This is a genomic window from Thioalkalivibrio sp. ALMg13-2 (assembly GCF_000381185.1).
GTDB lineage: Bacteria > Pseudomonadota > Gammaproteobacteria > Ectothiorhodospirales > Ectothiorhodospiraceae > Thioalkalivibrio > Thioalkalivibrio versutus.
In genome coordinates this window covers 1-21368 of record NZ_KB906108.1, presented here as the reverse complement: position 1 = coordinate 21368, position 21368 = coordinate 1, and the positions used below count along the sequence as shown (strand labels likewise).

General features: G+C 66.8%; 20 protein-coding genes and 1 pseudogene. 8 read left to right on the top strand and 13 right to left on the bottom strand.

All coding sequences use genetic code 11. The features are described 5' to 3' along the window. Positions 1-26: 26 nt before the first annotated feature. Entirely contained in the window at positions 27-710 is a 684-nt protein-coding gene (locus F618_RS0107595; protein ID WP_018948585.1) for a metalloregulator ArsR/SmtB family transcription factor, read from the bottom strand. 252 nt (positions 711-962) lie between these two features. Here F618_RS0107595 and F618_RS0107590 point away from each other — a divergent pair, with 252 nt between their 5' ends. Beyond that, positions 963-1412 carry a hypothetical protein gene (locus F618_RS0107590; protein ID WP_018948586.1) on the top strand — a complete coding sequence of 150 codons (450 nt, stop codon included), beginning with the start codon at positions 963-965 and terminating at the stop codon, positions 1410-1412. A 141-nt stretch (positions 1413-1553) separates the two neighbouring features. Here F618_RS0107590 and mnhG read toward each other — a convergent pair whose 3' ends face one another. The 9 genes from mnhG to F618_RS0107545 form a co-directional block, all read right to left on the bottom strand. Beyond that, a complete protein-coding gene (gene mnhG / locus F618_RS0107585; protein WP_019568210.1) occupies positions 1554-1952 on the bottom strand; it encodes a monovalent cation/H(+) antiporter subunit G in 399 nt (132 codons plus the stop codon). Beyond that, positions 1945-2220 (bottom strand): cation:proton antiporter, encoded by a 276-nt coding sequence (locus F618_RS0107580; protein ID WP_018948588.1) that lies wholly within the window; start codon positions 2218-2220, stop codon positions 1945-1947. The genes mnhG and F618_RS0107580 overlap by 8 nt, the downstream gene beginning before the upstream one ends. A 15-nt stretch (positions 2221-2235) precedes the next feature. Beyond that, positions 2236-2709, bottom strand: coding sequence for a Na+/H+ antiporter subunit E (locus tag F618_RS0107575; protein ID WP_018948589.1), 474 nt, complete (start codon positions 2707-2709; stop codon positions 2236-2238). After that, positions 2706-4211 (bottom strand): Na+/H+ antiporter subunit D, encoded by a 1506-nt coding sequence (locus F618_RS0107570; RefSeq protein ID WP_018948590.1) that lies wholly within the window; start codon positions 4209-4211, stop codon positions 2706-2708. The genes F618_RS0107575 and F618_RS0107570 overlap by 4 nt, the downstream gene beginning before the upstream one ends. Further along, a complete protein-coding gene (locus F618_RS0107565; RefSeq protein WP_018146063.1) occupies positions 4208-4555 on the bottom strand; it encodes a Na+/H+ antiporter subunit C in 348 nt (115 codons plus the stop codon). Before F618_RS0107565 ends, F618_RS0107570 begins: the two co-directional genes overlap by 4 nt. After that, entirely contained in the window at positions 4555-4980 is a 426-nt protein-coding gene (locus F618_RS0107560; RefSeq protein ID WP_019568209.1) for a Na+/H+ antiporter subunit B, read from the bottom strand. Before F618_RS0107560 ends, F618_RS0107565 begins: the two co-directional genes overlap by 1 nt. After that, positions 4977-7277 (bottom strand): putative monovalent cation/H+ antiporter subunit A, encoded by a 2301-nt coding sequence (locus F618_RS0107555; RefSeq protein WP_019568208.1) that lies wholly within the window; start codon positions 7275-7277, stop codon positions 4977-4979. The genes F618_RS0107560 and F618_RS0107555 overlap by 4 nt, the downstream gene beginning before the upstream one ends. A gap of 255 nt (positions 7278-7532) precedes the next feature. Next, positions 7533-8234: a TIGR04211 family SH3 domain-containing protein gene (locus F618_RS0107550; RefSeq protein ID WP_019568207.1), complete on the bottom strand. Its 702-nt coding sequence runs from the start codon at positions 8232-8234 to the stop codon at positions 7533-7535. Between the two features lie 110 nt (positions 8235-8344). Next, positions 8345-9679: a hypothetical protein gene (locus F618_RS0107545; protein ID WP_018948594.1), complete on the bottom strand. Its 1335-nt coding sequence runs from the start codon at positions 9677-9679 to the stop codon at positions 8345-8347. A gap of 200 nt (positions 9680-9879) precedes the next feature. Here F618_RS0107545 and F618_RS0107540 point away from each other — a divergent pair, with 200 nt between their 5' ends. Next, complete coding sequence (locus F618_RS0107540) at positions 9880-10194, top strand: hypothetical protein (RefSeq protein WP_018938677.1); 315 nt, start codon at positions 9880-9882, stop codon at positions 10192-10194. 92 nt (positions 10195-10286) lie between these two features. Then, the gene (fabA, locus tag F618_RS0107535) at positions 10287-10799 is read left to right on the top strand and encodes a 3-hydroxyacyl-[acyl-carrier-protein] dehydratase FabA (RefSeq protein ID WP_018146069.1); all 513 of its coding nucleotides are present in this window, start codon (positions 10287-10289) and stop codon (positions 10797-10799) included. A 299-nt stretch (positions 10800-11098) separates the two neighbouring features. Here fabA and F618_RS16585 read toward each other — a convergent pair. From F618_RS16585 to F618_RS0107525, 3 genes and pseudogenes are all read right to left on the bottom strand, one after another. Beyond that, positions 11099-11381 (bottom strand): annotated as a pseudogene (locus F618_RS16585) (hypothetical protein). A 259-nt stretch (positions 11382-11640) separates the two neighbouring features. Further along, entirely contained in the window at positions 11641-13257 is a 1617-nt protein-coding gene (locus F618_RS0107530) for a hypothetical protein (RefSeq protein WP_019568206.1), read from the bottom strand. A 13-nt stretch (positions 13258-13270) separates the two neighbouring features. After that, on the bottom strand, positions 13271-13855 hold the full coding sequence (locus tag F618_RS0107525; RefSeq protein WP_019568205.1) for a cytochrome b: 585 nt from the start codon (positions 13853-13855) through the stop codon (positions 13271-13273). A 127-nt stretch (positions 13856-13982) separates the two neighbouring features. On the opposite strand from F618_RS0107525, the gene F618_RS0107520 reads away from it, so the two are divergent. The 5 genes from F618_RS0107520 (at position 13983) to F618_RS0107500 (ending at position 21006) form a co-directional block, all read left to right on the top strand. After that, a complete protein-coding gene (locus tag F618_RS0107520; protein WP_019568204.1) occupies positions 13983-14729 on the top strand; it encodes an HAD family hydrolase in 747 nt (248 codons plus the stop codon). Positions 14730-14928: 199 nt separating this feature from the next. Beyond that, a complete protein-coding gene (locus F618_RS0107515; protein ID WP_019568203.1) occupies positions 14929-16209 on the top strand; it encodes a DNA repair exonuclease in 1281 nt (426 codons plus the stop codon). Positions 16210-16216: 7 nt separating this feature from the next. Next, positions 16217-19669 carry an ATP-binding protein gene (locus tag F618_RS0107510; RefSeq protein WP_019568202.1) on the top strand — a complete coding sequence of 1151 codons (3453 nt, stop codon included), beginning with the start codon at positions 16217-16219 and terminating at the stop codon, positions 19667-19669. A gap of 145 nt (positions 19670-19814) precedes the next feature. Then, complete coding sequence (locus tag F618_RS16160) at positions 19815-19970, top strand: hypothetical protein (RefSeq protein WP_018176369.1); 156 nt, start codon at positions 19815-19817, stop codon at positions 19968-19970. Positions 19971-20145: 175 nt separating this feature from the next. Beyond that, on the top strand, positions 20146-21006 hold the full coding sequence (locus tag F618_RS0107500) for a PA4780 family RIO1-like protein kinase (protein WP_018938482.1): 861 nt from the start codon (positions 20146-20148) through the stop codon (positions 21004-21006). Positions 21007-21368 lie beyond the last annotated feature (362 nt).

The following is a 21368-nucleotide window of genomic DNA, read 5'->3' as shown; positions in this document are numbered from 1 at the left end:
GGACCGATTTCCGGTCTCTCCTTGGGTTAGTTGGATTCCGAGTCCTGGGTAATGGGCAGACCCTGATAGCGCCATTCGGCAACGCCGTCCTCGAACCGGGTCGCCTGGAACCCGTGCGCGGCCAGGATCTCTACAGCCTCGCTGGCCATCAGGCAGTACGGACCACGGCAATAAGCCACCACCGGTCGGTCGGTCGGCAGCTCGCCGAGCCGATTGCGCAGCTCGCTGATGGGGATGGATCGGGCATACGGCAGATGGGCGTTCGCGTATTCCATGCCGGGACGGACATCGAGCACGATCAGGTCGCCCCGACGCGCCTGCTCCAGCAGTTCGGGCCCGGCCATCGGGGCCAGCTCGCCCGGGCCCTCGGCCATCTCGCGGGTCGCGGCCTGCAACTCGAGCAGGCGCTCCTCCGCCAGGGTGCGCAGCATCACCCAGAAATCGGCGACATGCTGATCCACCAGGCGATAGAACATATGGCGCCCTTCGCGCCGGGCCTCGACCAGCCGCGCCTGGCGCAGCTCCTTCAAGTGGGCGCTGGTCAGCTTCACGCTGAGTTCTGCATCGGCCGCCAGCTGCTCGACGCTCTTTTCGCCCTGCACCAGCACCTCGATCAACTCCAGGCGCTTCGGGCTGGCCGCGGCCCGGGCGATGCGGGCCACTTGTTCGTACAGCAAATCCTTGAGTTCACGTCCGGACACGGCGTTCATTCCAATATTCATTGGAATGAACGATAAATGACCCAGGCATCGGACGCAAGACCGGTGATGACCCGCATCTGGCAACGAAGGAATCCTCCCGCCGCCTAGGGCCCGCCGGATCGGGCCCTCCAGTTTTTGGGTGATTTGGGGGTCGCGCGAATTCCTGAGTAGATTAGTCGGGAACTTCGATTAGAAGTTGCTTACTAACTAACCGAGCATCCCGTGCCTTCGGGCACACTTCCCCTGCAACAGGAGAACGTCATGAGCCAACTGATCAATAACTTCCCGGCCGACGGTGTAGTCACCATCAACCGCGTGATCCTCAAGTCGGAATACACCATCGACGACCTGCAGGAGCGTGTCGCAGTCCTCTGCGAGAACGTAAAGACCTATCACTCGGATACCGGCTTCGTCGGCGGCTTTGTCGCGCTGAACTCCGGTGCCGTCTCCAATGAGGGCTCCACCATCGGCCAGGCGGTCGAGAGCCCGATGAAGGACAAGGAGGCCCTGATCATCACCTTCTGGAAGAGCTTCGACGAACACGAGGCGTCGCACCAGAGCGAGACCTTCCAGCCCCTTTTCCAGCAGGTACTGGAGCTGTGCGAGAACGGAAACGAGGAGATCGCCTACGAGATGCTCTGGTCCGGCGCAGCCTACGATCCGGAGCAGGCCAGGGCCGCCCGCGAGGCGAAGGAGACCCACGCGGCCTGAGGGCCGTCATTCCGGAACGATCGTCACTCCAACGACTGCACCCATCGCCGGGGCCTTGCGCCCCGGCTTTTTCGTGTCTGGCGTACCGTCATGTCTCCCCTACCCGGATGATCGGCCGTCCGATCGCGGGCGCCGGCGGGGTCAAGAACGCGGGGCGTCGTCGTCCTGCTTCGCGTCCTGCATCTCCGGCGGCGAGGCCAGGGTGTGATTCTCCTCGTCGTAGCGGCCCTTCAGCTCGTCGGTCTTGCTGTGCTCCCACAGCGGCACCCCGACAAAGTAGCCGGCCCGCCCGATCGCGTGCGCAGCCACCGGTGCGGTGAGCAGCAGGAAGCCGATCACCGCCACCGCGCGGGTGGTGACCCCGCCATCACCAAAGTAGACGGCCACGCCGACCATCATCAGGCCCGCCCCCAGCACACCGGCCTTGGTGGTGGCATGCAGGCGCATCGGCAGGTCGGGCATGCGCACCAGACCCAGTGCCGCGACCACCATGAACGCGGCCCCGACGACCAGGAACAACCCCGTAAAGAACTCAGTCATCGTCCCGGTGCCCCCCTTTTTCCAGGTAACGGGCAAAGCCCACTGCGGCAAGGAACGCGGTCAGCGCCAGCACCATGGCTACGTCGATGAACGGGGTGCGGCCACTGGAGATCACGTAGACCGCAATGAAGCCGATGGTCAGCGACGCAATCAGCTCCAGTGCCACCACGCGATCCGGTAGCGTCGGCCCCAGGTACAGCCGCCAGAACGCCAGCACCAGGGCCAGGCTCAGCAATGCGTTGGAAGCAATAATAGCGATATCGAACATCGGACCTCCCCGCGCCTAGCGCAGGACCTCCAGGGCGCGGTGTTCCAGGTACTTGATCGAGCGGATCACCGCATCCCGGTCCTCCAGGTACATCACGTGGATATACAGCACCTTCTTGTCGGTGGAGACGTCCAGGCTTAGCGTCCCCGGCGTCAACGAGATCAGATTGGCGACGATGGTGATCTCGCCATCGGTCTTCGCATCCAGCGGGAAGGCAATCACACCCGGCACCATGTGGTGGGTCGGGGTCATCACATCGTAGGCCACCTTCAGGTTCGACAGGAACAGTTCCCACAGGAAGAAGCCGATAAACCCGATGAATTTCGGCACCCGCCGCGCGTAGCTGGAAAACCCCGGCTTGTCGCGCAGGGCAAATGCCAGCAGCACGTAGCCAAGGAAGAACCCGACCAACAGATTACCGGTGGTAAACGTCCCGGTCAGGAAGACCCAGATCAGGGCCAGCGCGATGTTCCAGGTCAGCGCGATCATTGGCGGGCCTCCCCAAGTACCGCCTCGATGTACCGCGACGGATCCAGCAACTGCTCGGCGGACATGGCCGCCATCTGATAGATGGGCTCGCCGTAGAGACCGATGGCCACGGTCATCAGGGCCAGCATGATCACCGGGATCCACATCCAGATCATCGGGCCGGAGGTGACATCGTGCGTCTGGCCCTCGACCCCTTCGGGCTGCGCCTTCCAGAACACCTCGGCCCAGATCTTGATCATCGAGTACAGCGTCAGCAACCCGACCACCAGCGCGACCGCCACCACCCAGTAAGCCTCGGCCTCGATACCCGCACGGATGATGATGAACTTGGCAAAGAAACCGGACAGCGGCGGCAGCCCTGCCAGCGACAAGGCCGGGATCAGGAACAGCACACCCAGCATCGGATGCGTGCGGTAGATCCCGCCCATCAGCTTCAGCTCGTGGGTGCCCTTCATCACGAACGTGATCCCGCTGATCAGGAACAGATTCGCCTTCACGATGATGTGATGCATGATGTAGAACACCCCGCCCACCAGGGCCAGCGGCGTGAACAGCGCCAGACCCATGATCATGTAGCCGATCTGGCTGATGATGTGGAACGACAGGATGCGCCGGAATTCGTAATGCGCGGCCGCCCCGAGCACGCCGGTCAGCATGGTCGCCGCCGCGACCCACAGCAGGATCTCGTGGGTGTAATCGACTTCCTGATTGAAGATCAGCGTGAACACGCGGTACAGCGCGTACACCCCGACCTTGGTCAGCAACGCCGCGAACAGCGCGGAGACCGCCACCTTCGGCGTGTGGTACGACGCCGGCAACCAGAAGAAGAACGGGAACGCCGCCGCCTTCACCCCGAACGCGACCAGGTACAGCATCGCGATCACGGTCACCAGACCAGTGTCCTCGACGGTGGACAGCTTGTCGGCGATATCCGCCATGTTCAGGGTGCCGGTCAGCCCGTAGGTCAGGCCGATCGCCGTGAGGAAGATCATCGACGACAGCAGGTTCAGGGTGACGTACTTGATCGCCCCTTCCATCTGCGCGCGTTCGCCACCCAGGATCAGCAGCGCGAACGAGGCGACCAGCATCACCTCGAACCACACGTAGAGGTTGAAGATGTCGCCGGTGAGGAACGCGCCGTTCACCCCTGCCAGCAGCAAGTGCAGCAGCGGGTAGTAACCGAACTTCTCCGACATCTTGCCAATGCCGGACAGGGAATAGATCGCCGTGGCGAAGCCGATGATGCCGGTCAGCAAGACCATGATCGCCGCCAGCATGTCGGAGACCAGCACGATGCCGAACGGGGCGGGCCAGGTGCCCATCTCCATCACCACGTGCCCGTGTTCCCAGGTATCCGCCAGCAGCCAGATGCTCACGGCCAGCATCAATCCGGTACCAAGCACGCCGAGGGCGCGCTGGGCGAAGTGCGAACGCCACAGCATCACCGACAGCGCACCGACCAGCAGCGGCACGATGATCGGGAGGGCCACGGACATCATCATCGATCGGTGTCCTTCATCTGGTCCATATCATCGGCCTGCACCACCTCGTAGGCGCGGTGGATCAGCACCACGGCAAACGCCAGCACCCCGAAACCGATCACGATCGCAGTCAGCACCACTGCCTGCGCCAGGGGGTCGGCGGCAACCCCCTCGGGCACCGTGTCCCCGGGCGAGATCAGTGGCGGCGCGCCCGACGTCATGCCGGCGACAGTAAAGATCAGCAGGTTGGCGGCATTCGACAGCAGCACCAGCCCGATCACCAGCTTCACGATCGAGCGGCGCAGCATCATGTAGATGGCCGCGGCATAGAGACCGCCGACCACGAAGGCCATGACGACTTCCATTAGTCCTCCGCCTCCGCGAGGTTGAGCATGATGGTCAGCACCGAACCAATGACCACCAGGTACACCCCGATATCGAAGATCAGCACGGTCGAGAGCTTTATCTCGCCGAAGATCGGCGCAGTGAACTCCCACCACTGGGCGGTAAAGAAGGCCTGCCCGCGAAATACGCCGGGAATGGCGCTGATCACCGCCAGCACCATGCCGGCACCCAGCAGATCACGCGGGTCCACCCGCAGCACCTTGCGTGCCGACTCGGTATCCATCGAAAACAGGTACAGCAGGATCGCGGCGGCCGCGACCAGCCCACCAATGAAACCGCCGCCCGGCTCGTCGTGCCCGCGCAACAGCAGGAACACGGAAAACAGCAACAGCAGCGGCAGCAGGAAATGTCCCGTGGTGCGCAGAATCAGGGAATGCATGTTCATCGGCGGTCCTCCGCGCGGAAACGAAGCATCGCGTACACCCCGATCGCCGCCAGCGCCAGCACGAAGATTTCGCCCAGGGTATCCAGTGCACGGAAGTCGACCAGCACCACGTTAACGATGTTGCGGCCGTAACCGGACGGCACCGACTCGTCGATGAAGTACTGCGAGATGGAGTCGAACAACCGCGCATCCACGGTGCTCAGGATCAGCAGCGTGATCATGCCGCCCATCACCAGCGCGATCCCGGCGTCACGCAGGCGCAGCGCGGTGGACGACAGGTTCAGGAAACCCGGCAGCCGGAACAGCACCAGCACCAGCAGGATCACGGTCAGGGTTTCGACCAGCACCTGGGTGATGCCGACGTCCGCCGCACTGTAGAGCACGTAGACCAGCGCCACGGTGAAGCCCAGCGAGCCCAGGGCGGCCACCGCACCCAGCCGCGAGTGGGTCAGAACCGCGAACAGCGCCGAGGCCACCAGGACCGCCAGGATGGCGATCTCGTGGATCTGGAGGCCCTCGAAGTTCAGCGACCCGACCCCGACCTCGAACAGCTGGGCGGTGACCCCGACCAGAGCCGCGGTCACCACGACGATCACGATCACGTAGTAGCGCAGATAGCCGTTCTGCAGCACCCGGGTCTGCCACTCGGACAGCCACACCAGGCCGTCCATCATCTTGAAATAGCCCTTCTCCGGGCCGTATTCGGCGGCGCGATCGACCCAGGCCAGCGCGCGGCGGGCCTGTTCCCAGCGCCAGTAGAGAATCCCACCGGCCAACAGGCTGAAGGCGGAGATCGCCAGCGGCCAGTTCAGGCCGTGCCACAGTGACAGATAGCCGTCGACCGGCGCGCCCTGCACGCTGGCCGCGGCCGCGTTGATCAGGCCCTCGTCGGCCAGGCCCGGCCCCAGGCCAAAGATCAGGCCCAGGCTGGCGAGCACCGCGGGACCGGCCAGCATCGCCACCGGGGCGTCGTGCTGCGGGGTCTTGGGTGTTTCCACCTTCGGCCCGAACCACGGCCGGATCCCGACGATCGCGGCGACCGCCACCCCGAGGATCGCGGTCAGCACCGCCAGCAGGGTCAGGATGCCGACCAGCCCCGGAGCCCCAAGCACCGACTCCAGCATCAGCTCCTTGGCGACGAAGCCGAACAGCGGGATCACGCCCCCCAGCGACAACGCCGCGAGGATCGTGAATGCCGCCGTCACTGGCAGTGCGCTGCGCAGCCCGCCGGTCTGCAGGAAGTCCTTGGCCCCGGCCTCGTGATCCAGGATGCCCGCGACCATGAACAGCGCGCCCTTGTACAGGGAATGTGCCAGCAGGAAGGCCATCGCCGCCATCAGCGCGGTCTCGGTGCCGATACCGATCAACATGGTGAGGGTGCCCAGCGCCATCACCGTGGAATACGCCAGCACCTTTTTCACGCCCGTGGAGCGGTAGGCCAGGAACACACCCGTGAACATGGTCACCGAGCCGACCAACACCAGCGTGGTGAACCAGACATCCGTGCCACCCAGCGAGGGATTCAGGCGCGCCAGCAGGTAGATGCCGGCCTTCACCATGGTGGCCGAGTGCAGGTAGGCGGAGACTGGCGTCGGCGCCGCCATCGCGCGCGGTAGCCAGAAGTGGAACGGAACCTGCGCCGACTTCGTGAAGGCCCCGAGCAGGATCAGGAACAACAGCGGCAGATACAGCGCATGCTCGCGCACCACGTCGCCGTTGGAGAGGATCTCGGAGATCTCGTAGGAGCCGCCGGCCATCGCCAGCATGATGATGCCGGCGAGCATTGCCAGGCCGCCGCCGACGGTTACGAACAGCCCCTGCAGCGCGTACTTGCGGGCATCCGCGTTCTCGTGGTTGTAGCCGATCAGCAGGTAGGACGTGATGCTGGTCAGCTCCCAGAACACGAACATCGCGATCAGGTTATCCGCCAGAACCAGCCCGAGCATGGAGCCCATGAAGGCCAGCAGGATCACGTAGAAGCGCCCGAGGTCGCGATCCTTCTCGAGATAGCGCCCGGCGTAGGTGACGATGAAGAAGCCGATGCCCGAGATCAGCAGCGCGAACAGCAGCGACAGGCCGTCCACCAGGAACGAGAGCTGGATATCCAGCCCCGGCAGCCAAGGCCAGGCCAGCACGATGGATTCGCCGCTGGAAACCGCCGGCAGGAAGCTCAGGAAATAGACGAACAGCCCGGCCGGCAACAGGCCCAGCACCCAGCCGCTTCCGCGGCCGGTCAGGCGGTGGATCGTGGGCGCAAACGCCGCCACCAGGAACGTTGACAGAATTGCGTACAGCATCCGGTCAGCTCAGTCCTTTCAGTTCCGGGCCAAGGCACGCGGCCGCGACCGCGCATGTGAGGGGTCCTTCCAATCCTGACTCGTGGAGCCGCTCAAGGCACCCCAGGGTCAAATCGGTCGCGGAAGCCTACCGACTCGGCCGGGGTCGCGCAAGAAACGTGATGCTCCTCGCGCAAGCCCGGAAAGACACGCTGACACCGGCCCTGCCAAACCAAAAGAACCGGTCTCAGGAAAGCGCCGATCAAAACCCCGGTATCAGCTCCATTCGCTGCGACGGCGGCGCGAGGGGATGCGCGTCAGGATGATCCCGAGGATCACCGAGCCCACCGTGACCAGCGCCCCGGTCATGAACCACTTGCGCTGACTGTCCGCCTGCATCACCTCGACCTGACGGCGATACTCGTCGCCGGAGTCGCGGGCTTCGATCAGGTTCTCTTCCAGACGGCGATTCTCGCGCTGGATTTCCTGCGGCCGCGAGGCGATATCGCGCAGCTCTTCCAGCTCCGATTCCATGTCCGCGAGCTGCGCCTCCAGTTCGTCACGTTCCGCGGTCAACGCATTGCGCCGGTCCAGCAGTTCCGCAATCCGGCCCTCCTGACTATCCGCGCCGGAACGGATCTCGGCCAGTTCCGCCTCGACCTCCTCCAACCGTTCACGCGAATGCGGCTCGTCCTGCAGGTAGCGGGTCAGGATCCAGGCCTCGTTGCCGCTGGGCAGGCGCACCCGGCTCCACCCGTCACCCGACTGCTCCATCACGGCCACGGGCTGTCCGGCACGTACCGAGCTGACGATCCGGTTCTGGTTCGACGGGCCGCCGCGCACCCCAACCTCCAGCTCCTCGCTGATGTACCGGGTCTCCTGAGCGGCTGCGCCGCTCCAGGCCACCATCAGCAACCCACCCAGAACCAGCACCACCGCGCGCATCGGCCACCCATTCGTCGTCATGTCTTCTGCCATCTCTTGATTCGTCAGGGATCAACGGCGCCGCATTCTACAGCGGTATCGGCGCGGCGCGTGCCAGGCCACGCCAGGGGTTGATCGAGTTCACATAACAATTGCCGCAAGCCTTACAAGAACTGCTCGCGCACGATCCGCGACGGAAACGTGAGCAGGTCAAAGGCCATCGGCACCAGTCGGCGGATCTGCGCCGCCATCACCGCCAGCAGATACAGGATCCCGGCCAGCACGGCGAGCAGCAAGCTCAGAAGTCCACCCAGCATCACTCGGGTCGCCTGCAGGACGCCCACCAGCCAGACCGGTGCCAGCGCAACGATCAGCGGTATCACCAGGCCCAGGATCGCCCCCACCGACTGTTCGAACAGATCCAGCGTCACCGGTGGCGCCTCGCCCCCCGCCAGCAGGGTATCGACCATTTCCTGGCGGTAAGCCACCCACTCCAGGTGGAAACCGCCGAATCCGGAGACCAGCGCCAGCGCGGCCAGTGCCACCGCAGCCACCGCCACCAAGGCGCGGCGCACGCCCTCGCTGCCGTCCATCAGGGATTGTGGCAGGAGCCGCGAGACACCGCGCGCCTCGGCCAGCAGCCAGCCACAGACCGCAGCCGCCCCCAACAGGATCACAACCACCAGATCCGGGAAGGCCACTCCGCCGGCCTCCATGGAAGCCGGAAATTGCAAGCCCAGGGCCGGGTCGAACAGGCGCTGGTACACGATCACTGCGACACCCGTCAGCGCCAGTCCGGCAACGCCCAGCAGCCACTGGCTGCCCGCCTGAGCATACGCCGGCCACTGTCGGTGCGCCGGATGGTCGCGGCTCTCGCAACGAGTCAGGCCGTTGTCGAGACGCTCCCCCTGGCGCTGCAAGTCCGCCAGTCGGCGGTGCACTTGCTCCAGGCGCCCGGTCAGCTCGTGCAACGGGGCCTCCATGCGGCGGCGTGCCGACAACAGGCCACGGGCCACCTGGCGGTGCTCCTCCATACCCAGGCGAGCGATGCGCAGCACCGTCTCCTGCATGTCCTGCCCCAGACGCTGCCCCTGCGGGCTATCGCCGACTGGCGTGCTCACCAGCGCCTCCAGCCGGCTGACCCAGCCCGGCTCGGCGGACAAGCGCCCCTCGTCGCGGGCGTAGGCGTCTTCCAGCTGGCGCAGCGTCTCGTGGACCTGCTGGCGCAGATCCGGGATCTCGGCCAGATCATGGCCCACCAGCCGAGCGTAACGTCGCTCCAGAGCATGCACCGCGACATGGACGCGCTCCGCCTCCAGCCTCGCCAGATGCGCCTGGTGCCAGCGCTGAGCCGCATCGCGCAGATGCAGCACCTGGCGCCGCAGGGCACAGACCAGGCGCGTAATCCCTCCAGTCAGGCCCACCAGCAATCGCCGCAGAGGTCGCCGCGCCAGATCGAGCACGATAATCGCGACAACAACCCCCACTACCCACAGCATTACAGTGACCGCCACGACGACCCCTTGCTTATTGTTTTACGGCATGGTCGGTGCCCGCACCCTCCAGCGCAACTCGGACCTCCGCCTTCGCGCTCCGATTATGTCGCAACGCCTCCACGCCTGCCGGCGCACGGAAGGATCCGTACTCAAGTTTGCGGTGCCCGCGCCGATATCCGGATTAAATCCCCGGAGACTTCGCGATGCTCAGCCTCGACCTCCTGCCGGCACCCGCCCCGGCCCGCACCGAGAACCCCGCCTGGCTGGATGCCGGGTTCACCGCCGGCTGGCTCCCGGCCTTCCGCGACCGCCGCACCGGCGCGGTCCATGCCAGCCATCTGGATGACGGGCGCCTGGCCTGCACGCACATCCTGGATACCGTGCCCGCGCCCTGGGTCGCCGAACGCGACAGCAAGGGGCGCCCGACGGCCCTGACCGCCGATATCCAGGCCGGCTACCTGCGCGGCGATCGCTTCTTCACCCTCGCGGACCTGCTACGGTATCCATCCGACGCCTGACGACCGGCCCGTCAGCGCCACCACGTCCGCCGCAATTGCTTTTGCGCGCGGGTTTCGGTCCAATACCGGCCTTTTCCCCGAGCGGCGCTCCCATGCAGAAGAATCAGTACGATCGCGACGAACTCCTGGCCTGCGGCTACGGCGACATGTTCGGCCCCGGCAACGCCCAGTTGCCGGTCCCCAACATGCTGATGATGGACCGCGTCCTGGAGATCAACAGCGACGGCGGCCAGTACGGCAAGGGCGAGATGATCGCCGAACTGGATATCAACCCCGACCTCTGGTTCTTCGCCTGCCACTTCCCGGGTGACCCGGTCATGCCCGGCTGCCTCGGCCTCGACGCGATGTGGCAGCTGGTCGGCTTCTACCTGGCCTGGCTCGGCAACCCGGGACGCGGCCGCGCCCTGGGCGTGGGCGAGGTCAAGTTCACCGGCCAGGTCCTGCCCACCGCGAAGAAGGTCACCTACCACATCGACATGAAACGGGTGATCTCGCGCAAGCTGGTCCTCGGCATCGGCGACGGCATCGTCAAGGTCGACGGCCGCCCGATCTACGAGGCCCACGACCTCCGCGTCGGCCTGTTCACCTCCACCGAAAACTTCTAACCCCACCGGCACCCGGCCCCTGCTTACTGCCATCAGGCCCGGGCTGGCCCCGGTTCGTCGCTGGTGTTTACGGTGGCTCGGGTCCGACGCCTGCCGGTTGCTGGCTGGCCATGGTTCGGCGCTAGGTGTTTACGTGCCTTCGTCCGGCCGCCTGCCACGCGCTCTCTCGCGAGCGCACCGCGAGGTACTTTCTTGCTTGCCCAAGAAAGCACCCAAAGAAGGGCGCCCGGATTTCGCCCGGGAACCTCGCTCCGGACGCGCTGGGCCGGCGGCGCTGAACTCGCTACGCTGCGCTTCGCTCAGACATCCAGCGCCTTCTCCCGGCCCATCACGCCCTCCGCGAGGGGCTCCATACGGGAGAAGAAGGTCAAAACAGGCGGTATCCAGACACCAGCAACCAGCCCGCACCCCGTAGGGTGCGGTTGAGCGTAGCGAAACGCACCGTTTCCCACGCCGCGCGAAACCCTGATGCGATTCGCTGCGCTCATCACATCCTACGCCCCCCGGCACCCGCTTCGCGGGTGCGGCACGCCATGGCCAAAGGCCGAGCGTGCCGAAGATGTATGAACACCTAGCCATCATCCATTGGCCATAGCGCCGGGATAGCCGTTGTTTGGACCTGCCTCCCCGTTGTCGTCGCGCCGAGTGGAGAGGCTTTTCGCGAGACGATTCTAAATAGACACGGGGCGCTGGATGTCTGAGCGGAGCCGAAGGCGCAGCGAATTCAGCGCCGCTCTCGAGAGAGCGCCTGGCAGGCGGCCGGACAGAAGCCACCGTAAACACCAGACGATTAACCGGGCCCGGCCATTCGGCTCGAGAAACCGCGACAGTCACCACTCGATCAGTCCTTTCCGGGCGCCCCGCCAAATGCATCGCGCAGCCAGCCACGCAGGGCATCAAAGCCATGCTCCGCCCGCTCCGAAGGCGGCAGCATCCCCGGCACGAAGCCGCGCGCCCGGAACGGTTCCAGTAATTCCGGATCGCCCGAGATCACATGGACCGGTACCGCCCAGCTGGCGTCCTGACCGGTAATCAGCGCGGCCGCCGGGTGATCGCCCAGCATGAAAAACAGCGTTTCCTCATCGGCAAACCGGGCGGCGTAGGCCCCGGTCACCTCCAGCGAGTAGCGCACCGACTCCGCGTAGTACTCGCGCACGCGACCAAAGTCCCGCCACAGCGTCTCCGGCGCGGGCCCCTGGTCGGCCCACTGGTCAAAGATCGCGCCATCCCCGATCGCATCCCAGTCCTCCAGCACCGGCAGGATCGGCGTCCAGGGCGCATGCGAACTGACCAGCGCCAGCATCGCGAACACCGCGTCTTCCGACGTCGCGCGCACCTCGCGCTCGAAGAACGACCAGGTGTACTGGTCCGGCATCGTTACCCAGAAGAATGGCGGCCCGGCGTAGTCGAAGTCGTGCTTGTCGACGATCCGATCCCAGCCGAACCACCGGCCCTCCGGCCAGTCAAGCTGGATCGCCGGCGCGAGCATGGCCGTGCGGTGGCCGGTCGTCTGGAAATCCTGCACCAGGGTATCGCGGGGCTCGGCCTGCAACGCGTCGTAGTGCCCGGCGTAGCGCACCTGCAGGCCCGACAGCAGCGAGGCCTGCGCCAGCCAGGATTGCCCGCCGGCGATCGGCGCCTCCAGCACGCCGGTCACCACGTGCAGGCCCGCGGCGTCGAGATCGTCGCCGATCGACTCGAGTCCCGGCACGATCACGGGCGCATAGCGCTCGTCGAAAACGGCGGATACGCCATAGGACTCCACCAGGCCCAGAATCACATCGACCCCGGCAAGTCCCGGCAGCGGTTGTGCCCCGGCCTGCTCACGGCTTTGCTGCAGCCGCGCACGAAAGGCCCGGTTCTCCGCGATGGCGGCCTGCCCCGCCGCGATCTGCTGCTGCACCATCCCAGCCGCCGGCGCGACCGTTCCGGCGGGCGCCACGTCGCGCATGCCGGCGGCCGTACCCACCAGGCCAAGCGCCAGCAGCCCAACGGCAAGGGGCAGCAGCCCAACGGCAAGGGGCAGCGGCACCCGCCGCGCGCCTGCGGCACGGCTGCCCAGCGCATACAGCCCCCGAGCCGCTCCCCAGATCACCACGACCAGCCCGGCGATCAGGACGATGCCCAGCAACACGGTGGCCACCCAGCCGAGATTCCCGGTCACCAACTGGTACACCGCATCCAGCAGTATCCAGTCCTGGATCAGGTTGAGCGGCCGGTTCAGACTGGCCCGGGTCAGGGCATCGAACAACGCCAACACCACCAGCGCAAGCAGGAGCCCGCCCGCCAGCCACGCCAACCCCCGCGCCAGCCGGCCCGACGGCAGAAGCGCGAACAGGCCCACCAGCAGCACGGCCTCCCAGGCCAACCAGTACGGTGCAAGCCCCGCGTAGCGCGGGAGTTCCAGACCCAGCAGCACCGCATTCAGCGCAACAAAGGTCAGCAGCAATCGCAGCATCGGCGCCCCGGAATCAGCGCCGAGCCGAACCGAAGGTCATTCGCTGCATCACGCCATCCCGACGCACGCGCCAGTGGAACAGCGCCACCGCAATATGGCCGAGCGCCAAGACCAGGATGGCCATCCCCAGGGCCTGGTGCCAGCCGAACAGGATCTCCGAAAGGGCTTCGTTTTCCGGGAACAAGCCCGGCAGGATCAACGGCCCCAGCTGGACCGGATAGCCCCCGGCCGCGGTCGCCCACCACCCGATCACCGGCATCACGATCAGCAGGACATAGAGCAGCCCGTGCACCACCTCCGAGCCAATCCGCTGCCAACGGGCGAGTGCCACCGCGTAGGGCGGCTTGCCATGACGCAGCCGCAGCCCGATGCGCACCAGCATCAGTGCCAGAATCAGCACCCCGAAGCTCTTGTGCCAGGTGTAAATGGTGTTGGTCGCATCCTCGCCGAAGCGCGCCTGCAACCCCTCGAAACCGAACCAGCCAATCGTCCCGCCGAGACTCAACGCGCCCAGCACCAATACCGCCACCAGCCAGTGCACCACCCGCTGGCCCCGGCTGTAACGCGGCCAGACACCGGAATCGTTGGTTGTTTGCATGTCGAAGACCTCCTCGTCGCTTCCTTCCCAGCGTAGCAGTCCACTCCGACGGCCGAACGCCGTGAGTACCCCCAAAGGTGTTATCCGAATGGTCGCGCCGTCGCAGTTCCACGCTACCCTTGTACGGATGAACCACGCACCCCGTCGCGAGCCTGTTCGACCTCGAGCGTTCGAACCCGGCCGTATCCGCTGTCTGACCTTCGACCTCGACGACACGCTGTGGCCGGTGATGCCGGTCATCCATCACGCCGAGGCGCGCTTCTATGCCTGGCTTCGCGAGCAGGCGCCCGAGGTGTGCGAGCGCTTCGGTCCCGATGCCCTGATCCAGGCGCGCACGGCCTTCATGCGCGCGGCCCCCGACCACGAGCGCCACGACCTGACCCGCCTGCGCAAGCGCTGGCTGCGCGAACTGGCCGAAACCTGTGGCTGCTGCCCGGAGCGTCTGTCGGGTGAAGGCTTCCAGGTGTTCTGGGAGGCGCGCAACGAGGTCACGCCCTATCCCGAGGCCCAGAATGTGCTGGCAACCCTGGCACGCCACTTCCGCCTGGGCGCGATCAGTAACGGTAACGCGGATGTCTTTCGCACGCCCCTCGGGCAGTACTTCGGCTTCGCCGTCGCCGCCGGCGAAGCGGGTGCGGCCAAGCCCGATCCGCATATCTTCGATCAGGCCCGCAAGCATGCGGGGATGGAGCCCGACGCCATCCTGCACGTCGGAGACGACAGCACGGCGGACGTCCTGGGCGCGCTGCAGGCCGGCTTCCGCGCCGCCTGGTTCAACCCGCAATCCCTCCCCTGGGAACACGGTCATCCCCGCCCCTGCCTGACCCTCGGCCGCCTCGGCCAGCTGCCCCGGCAACTCGGCATCGACACCTGACCCTGCGCGCCACCACACCCGTGGGAGCCTGCTTGCAGGCGAAGCCCCTGCCCGCGTCCGACTCTGGCAGGGGCTTCGCCTGCCAGCAGGCTCCCACGCGGGCAGAACCGATGAAGGGGCCCATCCCATGCTCCGGGATTGGCTTTGGTCCGCGATTCTTCCAAACTGCGCCCATGATCCCGACCGCCTCCCCGCGTCCATGAAGCTCCTGTGCGTGGGCGACATCCATCTGGGCCGACAGCCGTCGCGCATCCCGCCCGCGGTGGACGAGGCGCTCGGCATCGCAAACCTCGGCCCGGCCGCTGCGTGGCGCCGCAGCGTCGACTATGCCGTGGAACAAGGCATCGACGCAGTGCTGCTGGCCGGCGACGTGGTCGAACAGGAGGACGACTTCTACGAGGCTTACCGCGACCTGAGGGCGGGTGTCGAGCGCCTGACCCAGGCGGGCATCCGGGTACTCGGCGTCGCCGGCAACCATGACGTCCAGGTCCTGCCGCGGCTGGCCGAATCCCTGCCGGCCTTCGAGCTGCTGGGGGCCGGCGGGCAGTGGGACACCCGCGAGCTGCGCGGCCATGATGATCAGCGTGTACGGATTGCGGGCTGGTCGTTCCCCGAAGCGCGCGTAACCACCAGTCCGCTGGAAGGCGATTTTCCCGCCCCCACAGACTGCCCCACCGTCGGGCTGCTGCACTGCGATCGTGACCAGTCCCGCAGCCCGCACGCCCCCGTGCGCAGCAGCGACCTGGAGGCCGCCCCGGTCGAGGCCTGGCTACTGGGCCACATCCACCGCCCCGATCCGCTCGCCGCGCCCCGACCGATGGGATATCTGGGCTCCCTGAGCGGCATGGATCCGGGCGAGCCCGGCCGCCATGGCCCCTGGTGTCTCGAAATCACCCCGGGCGGCGACCTCGCGATCGAACAGATTCCATTGGCACCGCTGTCCTGGCATACCCTCGAGATCGCCGTGGATGGCCTGCAGCAAGCGGCCGATATCCACCGCCGGGTGACCGAGGCACTGGGAGCCCTCCATGCCGAGCTGGAGACCTGGAGCCACAGGCCTGCGGCCGTCGGCTGCCGCCTGCGCTTGACCGGACGCAGCGATCAACGCCATGCGCTGGAGCGCAGCCTGTACGCCGACGACCCGCGCGCCACCCCGCAGGACCTCGGCGGCCGTTTGTATTTCGTCCATGACTGGCGCCTGGAGGCCCTGCCCGCCCTGGACCTGGCGGAACTCGCCGCGGGCAGCGATCCCGCCGCATTGCTGGCTCGCAAGCTCCAGTTGCTGCAAGGCCCGGACAACGCGGCCCGCCGCGAACTCCTGGAGAAGGCCCGGGGTCCGCTCGCCCAGGTGATTCATGACCCGCGTTATCGCGCCCTCGCCCCGGAGGGCCCGGATGACGAGGCGATCGCCCGCCACCTGGAAGCGGCCGCCCTGCACGCCCTTGACCGGCTGCTGCTCCAGCGCGAGAGCGAAGCGTGAGGGCCGCATGAGACTGGACTCACTGGATATCGTCCGTCTGCCGGGCATCCATCCGGGGTTCCGCCTGGATGCCCTGGGGCCGGGCGTAAACGTGGCCATCGGGCCCAACGCGTCCGGAAAATCGAGCCTGGTGCGCGCCTTGCGGGCCGCCCTGTATACCCAGGAACTGCGCCAGACCGGAGTCCACATCGAGGCGACCTTCGTCGATGCCCAGGGCCCGTTACAGGCCCATCGGCTGGGGACCGACTTGTCCTGGTCCCGCAATGGCGAACGCGTCGAATCGCCCCCACTGCCGGATCATCGCTTCATCGACTGCTACACCCTGCGCATCGAGGATCTGCTGAACGCCGACCACGGCACCGAGCAGGAGATCGGCCTGCGCCTGGCCCGCGAACTGGCCGGTGGCTACGACCTGCCCGCCCTGCGCGACGATCCCGCGTTGGCCCTGAAGACGACCCACGCCCGTAGCGAGTCCCAGGCGCTGACGGCCGCGGAACAGGAACTGCGCGAACGCCGTCAGCAGCAGCGCGGCCTGCAGCACGACGAACAGCGCCTGACCGACCTGAAGGCGCAACGCCAGCAGACCCAGCGCGCTGCCCACGAGGCCGATCAGTACGAACGCGCCCTGGACCTGCTGGGGGCCCGACGCGAACACCGGGAGCTGGAGACCCGGATGGCGTCCTTGCCTGCCGGCCTGGACAGGCTCCGCGGCGACGAACTGCAACGCCTCGCCCCACTCCAGGACGAGTTGCGGCGCCTGGAACACGAACAACAACAGGCCCGTGAACGCCTGGAGGACGCCCGCCAGCGCCGCGAGGAAGCCGGACTGGCGGATCCCGAGCTGGATGCGGATTGCGTGGACGATCAACGCCCCGTGGTCCGCAGGCTGCTGGAGCTGGAGAGGGGGCTGGAGCAGACGAAAAAAGAGCTGCACGCGGCCCAGGCGACACGGCGCCAGGCAACCGAAGAACTGGGGGGCACGCCAGAGGCGGCTCCGGACCTGGACCCCGCCACGCTCCACTCGGTGGAACAGTCCCTGGAGACCCTGCGTGGGCTGCAGGCCGGCATCGCGCAACGGGAAGACGAACTCGCCTCCCTGCCTCCGACAGAGGACGCCCTGCCCACCCCCGACACACTGCGCCGCGGCCGCGACGAGCTGCTGCACTGGCTGATGTCCCCGCGCCCCACCCCCTGGACCGGCCTGCGCCGGTTCGCCGCCGGGATCGCCCTGCTCGCGGCGGTCGGCGCCATCGGCACCGCGGCGGTGCTGGTGCACCCCGCCTTCGCCGTACTCGCGCTCCCGGTCGCCTGGGGCACCTACATCGCCGCTCGCCCGGCGACCGACAGCATACCCCGCGAGGCTGCGAAGGCACGCTTCCGCGATACCGGTCTGGCGCTACCCACGGAATGGGAGGCCGACGCGGTCCGCGAGCGCCTGACCCACCTGGAGCGCGAACTGGAAACTGCGGAGGGCGCGCGGCGAACGGCGGAGCGCCGCGCTCGACTCGAACGGGAACTGCAAGAACGGCGCGCCGCCCGCGACCGGGAAGAGGGGCGCCTGAAGGACATTGCCCGGCAGGTCGGCTTCGACCCCGGCTGTATGGATGCCTCGCTGCAGCGCTGGATCCACCTGACCGCGAACCATGACCGGGCGCGCCAGGCCGTGAACACGGCCCGGGCAGAGCAGGAACGCCTGACAGCCGAGCTGGAGGCGACCCGGGCACCCGTCATGGCCTTTCTCGCTCAGTATGCCGTGGCCCCTCCGGACTCCGAGCCTTCGGCGGATACCCTGGCCCAGCACCTGGACCGTCTCGCCGCCCGGCTGCAGACCCGGGACACCGCGCAGCGGGAGGAAAAGGCCGCCCAGCGCGAACTCGAACGCCTGCAAGCCGACGCGAACCGAACGCGGGAGCAGATCGCCGCCCTGTACGCGGCGACCGGCCTGGAGAATGGCGATGAATCGACCCTGCGCGAGAGGCTGCGCCTGTGGCCCGACTGGCAGGAGCTAAGCGAGCAACTGGGTAATGTGCGCGAACGCGAACGCGAACGCCGCCGCCACCTCGAGGACCGCCCGGACTTGCTGGAGGCGGTCGAGGCCGATGCCGCGGAACCCCTGGAATCGCAGCTTCAGACCCTGCGTGACCAGGCGGCGGAACGCGACCGGCTGAGCGAGGAGATCGCCCGCATCGAAGCGGCCATCGACCGCGCCGGCCATGAACGCCAGCTGGAAACCGCCCGCGCCCGCCGCGAACTCGCCCGCGACGCCCTGACCCAGCGACTCGACCAGGCCCTGTTCGCCACGGCCGGAAACTTCCTGCTGGACCAGGTCGAGATGGAACACGAACAGGCGGTGCAGCCCGCCGCCCTGCGCCAGGCCCGCGAGTGGTTCCGGCGCTTCACACGGCATCACTACGAACTTCAGTTCTCGCCCCATGCCTCGGCCCGGTTCAGCGCCCGCGAGACCGCCAGCGGGGCCACCCGCTCGCTCAGCGAACTCTCCAGCGGGACGCGGATGCAGCTTCTGCTCGCCGTACGCATCGCCTTTGCGCTGGAGGCCGAACGCGGGCGCAGCGCGCTCCCGCTCATCCTCGACGAGGCGCTGGGCACGGCGGACCCGGACCGCTTCCGGGCAGTGGCCGAAAGCCTGCAGGCACTGGCCCACGAGGCCGGCCGCCAGGTCTTCTACCTGACCGCCCAGCCCGAAGACGCGCGTTACTGGCAGGCACAGGAGTCCAGCGTCGAGATCATCGACCTGGCCGCACGCCGCTGGGGACAGCAAGCGCTGGGTAGCCACGAGCAGCTGGGCCTTCCGGAACCCGAAGCGGTACCCGCCCCCGGCAGCGACGCGCCCGAGGACTACGCGCAGCGGATTGGGGGCATTCCCCTGATCGACCCCTGGCAGGATCCCGCCGGTATCCATCTGTTTCACCTGCTGCGGGACCGTCTGGAACTGTTGCAGCGTCTGCTGGAGCTGGGGGTGGATCGCCTGGGCGCGCTGGAATCCCTGCTACAAGGCCCCGCCGACTCCCTGCTGGAACCCCCGGAATGCCAGACGCTGCAGGCCCGTAGTGAGGCCGCCCGCGCCTGGACTCGCGCCTGGCGCCAGGGTCGCGGCCGTCCGGTAGACCGCGAGGCCCTGGAGGCCTCCGAGGCGGTCAGTGCGACCTTCATCGACGCCGTCTCCGACCTGGCGAAGCAGCTGAACGGCAACGGCGAACAGCTCCTGCGGGAACTGGAGAACGGTACGGTCAAGCGCTTCCAGAGCAGTGCCCGCGAACGGCTGTCCGAATGGCTCACCGACAACGGCTATATCGACCCGAACACAATCCTGACCGAGACCGAGCTCGAACACCGCGTGATCGCGACCCTCAAACCACACCACTCCACACCGGAGCGGGCCATCCGCGAAGGCCAGGCCCTGGCCCGCGCCCTGCAAGCCGGCTTGCACCCGCCCGCCTGAACCGCACGGGGACGAAAACGCCAGGCACCTCCTTGCCCTTCTTCGGGCGCTCGCCCCCACGGCGATGTTTCGGTGCTATTGTGGAGAGACAACGCTTCGTGACCCCGCCTCGCTGGCGACACCCCAATGGAGACCCTGCTGCCCTATGGCCAAACCGAACTACCAATACGAAAAGCGCCAGCGCGAGCTGAAAAAAGCCGCCAAGCAGGAAGAAAAACGCCAGCAGAAACGGGCACGCAATCAGCCGGATGATCCGTCCGGCGCCCCAGAGGACCCACCCCATGAAGACCATGGATCGTAAGCGCGACAGCAAGAAGAAGGCCGAAAAGACACTGATGGAGAAACGCACCGCCAAGGCGGAGAAGCGCAAACCCAAGATCTTTCTGCCCTGACCCAACCGTTTTGGAACGCACGACGCCGGCCTCCGGGGTTCCCCCAGGTCGGCGTCTTTCGTTTCGCCAACCCCGTACGCGCTTATGAAAATCCCCAAGATCCTCCAGCCGCTGATCGAAGACGGCGTCATTGATACCGTCCTCGGGCAGCTGCAAAGCGGCAAGGAGGCGAACATCTACCTCGTCCGCAGCGGGGGCGCGACACGCTGTGCCAAGGCGTACAAGGAAGCCAAGCATCGCGGCTTCCACAAACTGGCCGAGTATCAGGAAGGCCGCAAGGTCCGCGGCAGCCGCGATGCGCGGGCCATGGCCCGACGTGGGCGTCACGGCCGCGAGGTCGAGGAGACGCAGTGGAAGAACGCGGAAGTCGAGGCGCTCTACCGCCTTGCCGACGCGGGCGTTCGAGTGCCCGTCCCCTACGGCGTATTCGACCGCGTCCTGTTGATGGAACTGGTGCTGGACGCCGACGGCAACACCGCGCCCCAGCTGCACGAAGTCGAGCTGGACCCCGAGACAGCACGCGAGTGGTTCGCATTCATGATCCGCCAGATCCAGCGCATGCTGTGCGCCGGCCTGATCCATGGCGACCTGTCCGAGTACAACGTGCTGGTGGACGCGCACGGACCCGTCATCATCGACCTCCCCCAGGCCGTCAACGCCGCCGGCAACAACAGCGCATTCCGCATGCTGCAGCGGGACGTGAACAACATGCGCACAACCTTCGGCCGCGCGGACCCCACGCTGCTGGAGACGCAGTACGCCCACGAGATGTGGGACCTGTTCGCCAACGGTGACCTGACGCCGGAAACACCCCTGACCGGGCACTTTGTGCACAGCGAAGAGACCCCCGACGTGGATGGCGTGCTCGACGAGATCGAGGATGCGCGACTGGAGCACGAGGCCTTGCTGGCCGCCCTCGACCCGACCCACCCCGACAACCAGTAGGCGGGTGTCCGCGCGATTCTACCGAGCCTGGTCAGGATCGAAGCTCTTTGGCGGGGGCCCTTCGCCTGCAAGCAGGCTTGTATGTTTAACCCCGGCAGGCCTAGAAAGGGTCTGTCGGGGTGGAGGGACGAGGCCGGCATCTGGCCTGTGGCACAGACGGTAGGAGAGTTCGTCCCACCCCTCACCTTAAACGCCGATAAGGAATCGATCGGCACGGGACCGACGATAGATGGCAAGCCAGCGTTCGGTGAGGCCCCGACAGACAACTCCAAGCTAGCTCGGGAGGTGTGATGATGGCAACGCATCGGATCGGGGTCGATGTCGGCAAGGCCGAGTTGTGGATCAGCATCGACGGTGAAACC

Bases quoted from the DNA above. Each gene is read 5' to 3' on its own strand.
- F618_RS16160 (WP_018176369.1), top strand. From the start codon at position 19,815: ATGGCCAAACCGAACTACCAATACGAAAAGCGCCAGCGCGAGCTGAAA.
- F618_RS0107580 (WP_018948588.1), bottom strand. From the start codon at position 2,220: ATGTTCGATATCGCTATTATTGCTTCCAACGCATTGCTGAGCCTGGCC.
- F618_RS0107525 (WP_019568205.1), bottom strand. From the start codon at position 13,855: ATGCAAACAACCAACGATTCCGGTGTCTGGCCGCGTTACAGCCGGGGC.
- F618_RS0107515 (WP_019568203.1), top strand. From the start codon at position 14,929: ATGAAGCTCCTGTGCGTGGGCGACATCCATCTGGGCCGACAGCCGTCG.
- F618_RS0107555 (WP_019568208.1), bottom strand. From the start codon at position 7,277: ATGCTGTACGCAATTCTGTCAACGTTCCTGGTGGCGGCGTTTGCGCCC.
- F618_RS0107545 (WP_018948594.1), bottom strand. From the start codon at position 9,679: ATGCTGTGGGTAGTGGGGGTTGTTGTCGCGATTATCGTGCTCGATCTG.
- F618_RS0107520 (WP_019568204.1), top strand. From the start codon at position 13,983: ATGAACCACGCACCCCGTCGCGAGCCTGTTCGACCTCGAGCGTTCGAA.
- F618_RS0107590 (WP_018948586.1), top strand. From the start codon at position 963: ATGAGCCAACTGATCAATAACTTCCCGGCCGACGGTGTAGTCACCATC.
- F618_RS0107565 (WP_018146063.1), bottom strand. From the start codon at position 4,555: ATGGAAGTCGTCATGGCCTTCGTGGTCGGCGGTCTCTATGCCGCGGCC.
- F618_RS0107530 (WP_019568206.1), bottom strand. From the start codon at position 13,257: ATGCTGCGATTGCTGCTGACCTTTGTTGCGCTGAATGCGGTGCTGCTG.
- F618_RS0107595 (WP_018948585.1), bottom strand. From the start codon at position 710: ATGAACGCCGTGTCCGGACGTGAACTCAAGGATTTGCTGTACGAACAA.
- F618_RS0107550 (WP_019568207.1), bottom strand. From the start codon at position 8,234: ATGGCAGAAGACATGACGACGAATGGGTGGCCGATGCGCGCGGTGGTG.
- mnhG (WP_019568210.1), bottom strand. From the start codon at position 1,952: ATGACTGAGTTCTTTACGGGGTTGTTCCTGGTCGTCGGGGCCGCGTTC.
- F618_RS0107560 (WP_019568209.1), bottom strand. From the start codon at position 4,980: ATGAACATGCATTCCCTGATTCTGCGCACCACGGGACATTTCCTGCTG.
- F618_RS0107510 (WP_019568202.1), top strand. From the start codon at position 16,217: ATGAGACTGGACTCACTGGATATCGTCCGTCTGCCGGGCATCCATCCG.
- F618_RS0107575 (WP_018948589.1), bottom strand. From the start codon at position 2,709: ATGATCGCGCTGACCTGGAACATCGCGCTGGCCCTGATCTGGGTCTTC.
- fabA (WP_018146069.1), top strand. From the start codon at position 10,287: ATGCAGAAGAATCAGTACGATCGCGACGAACTCCTGGCCTGCGGCTAC.
- F618_RS0107540 (WP_018938677.1), top strand. From the start codon at position 9,880: ATGCTCAGCCTCGACCTCCTGCCGGCACCCGCCCCGGCCCGCACCGAG.
- F618_RS0107570 (WP_018948590.1), bottom strand. From the start codon at position 4,211: ATGATGATGTCCGTGGCCCTCCCGATCATCGTGCCGCTGCTGGTCGGT.
- F618_RS0107500 (WP_018938482.1), top strand. From the start codon at position 20,146: ATGAAAATCCCCAAGATCCTCCAGCCGCTGATCGAAGACGGCGTCATT.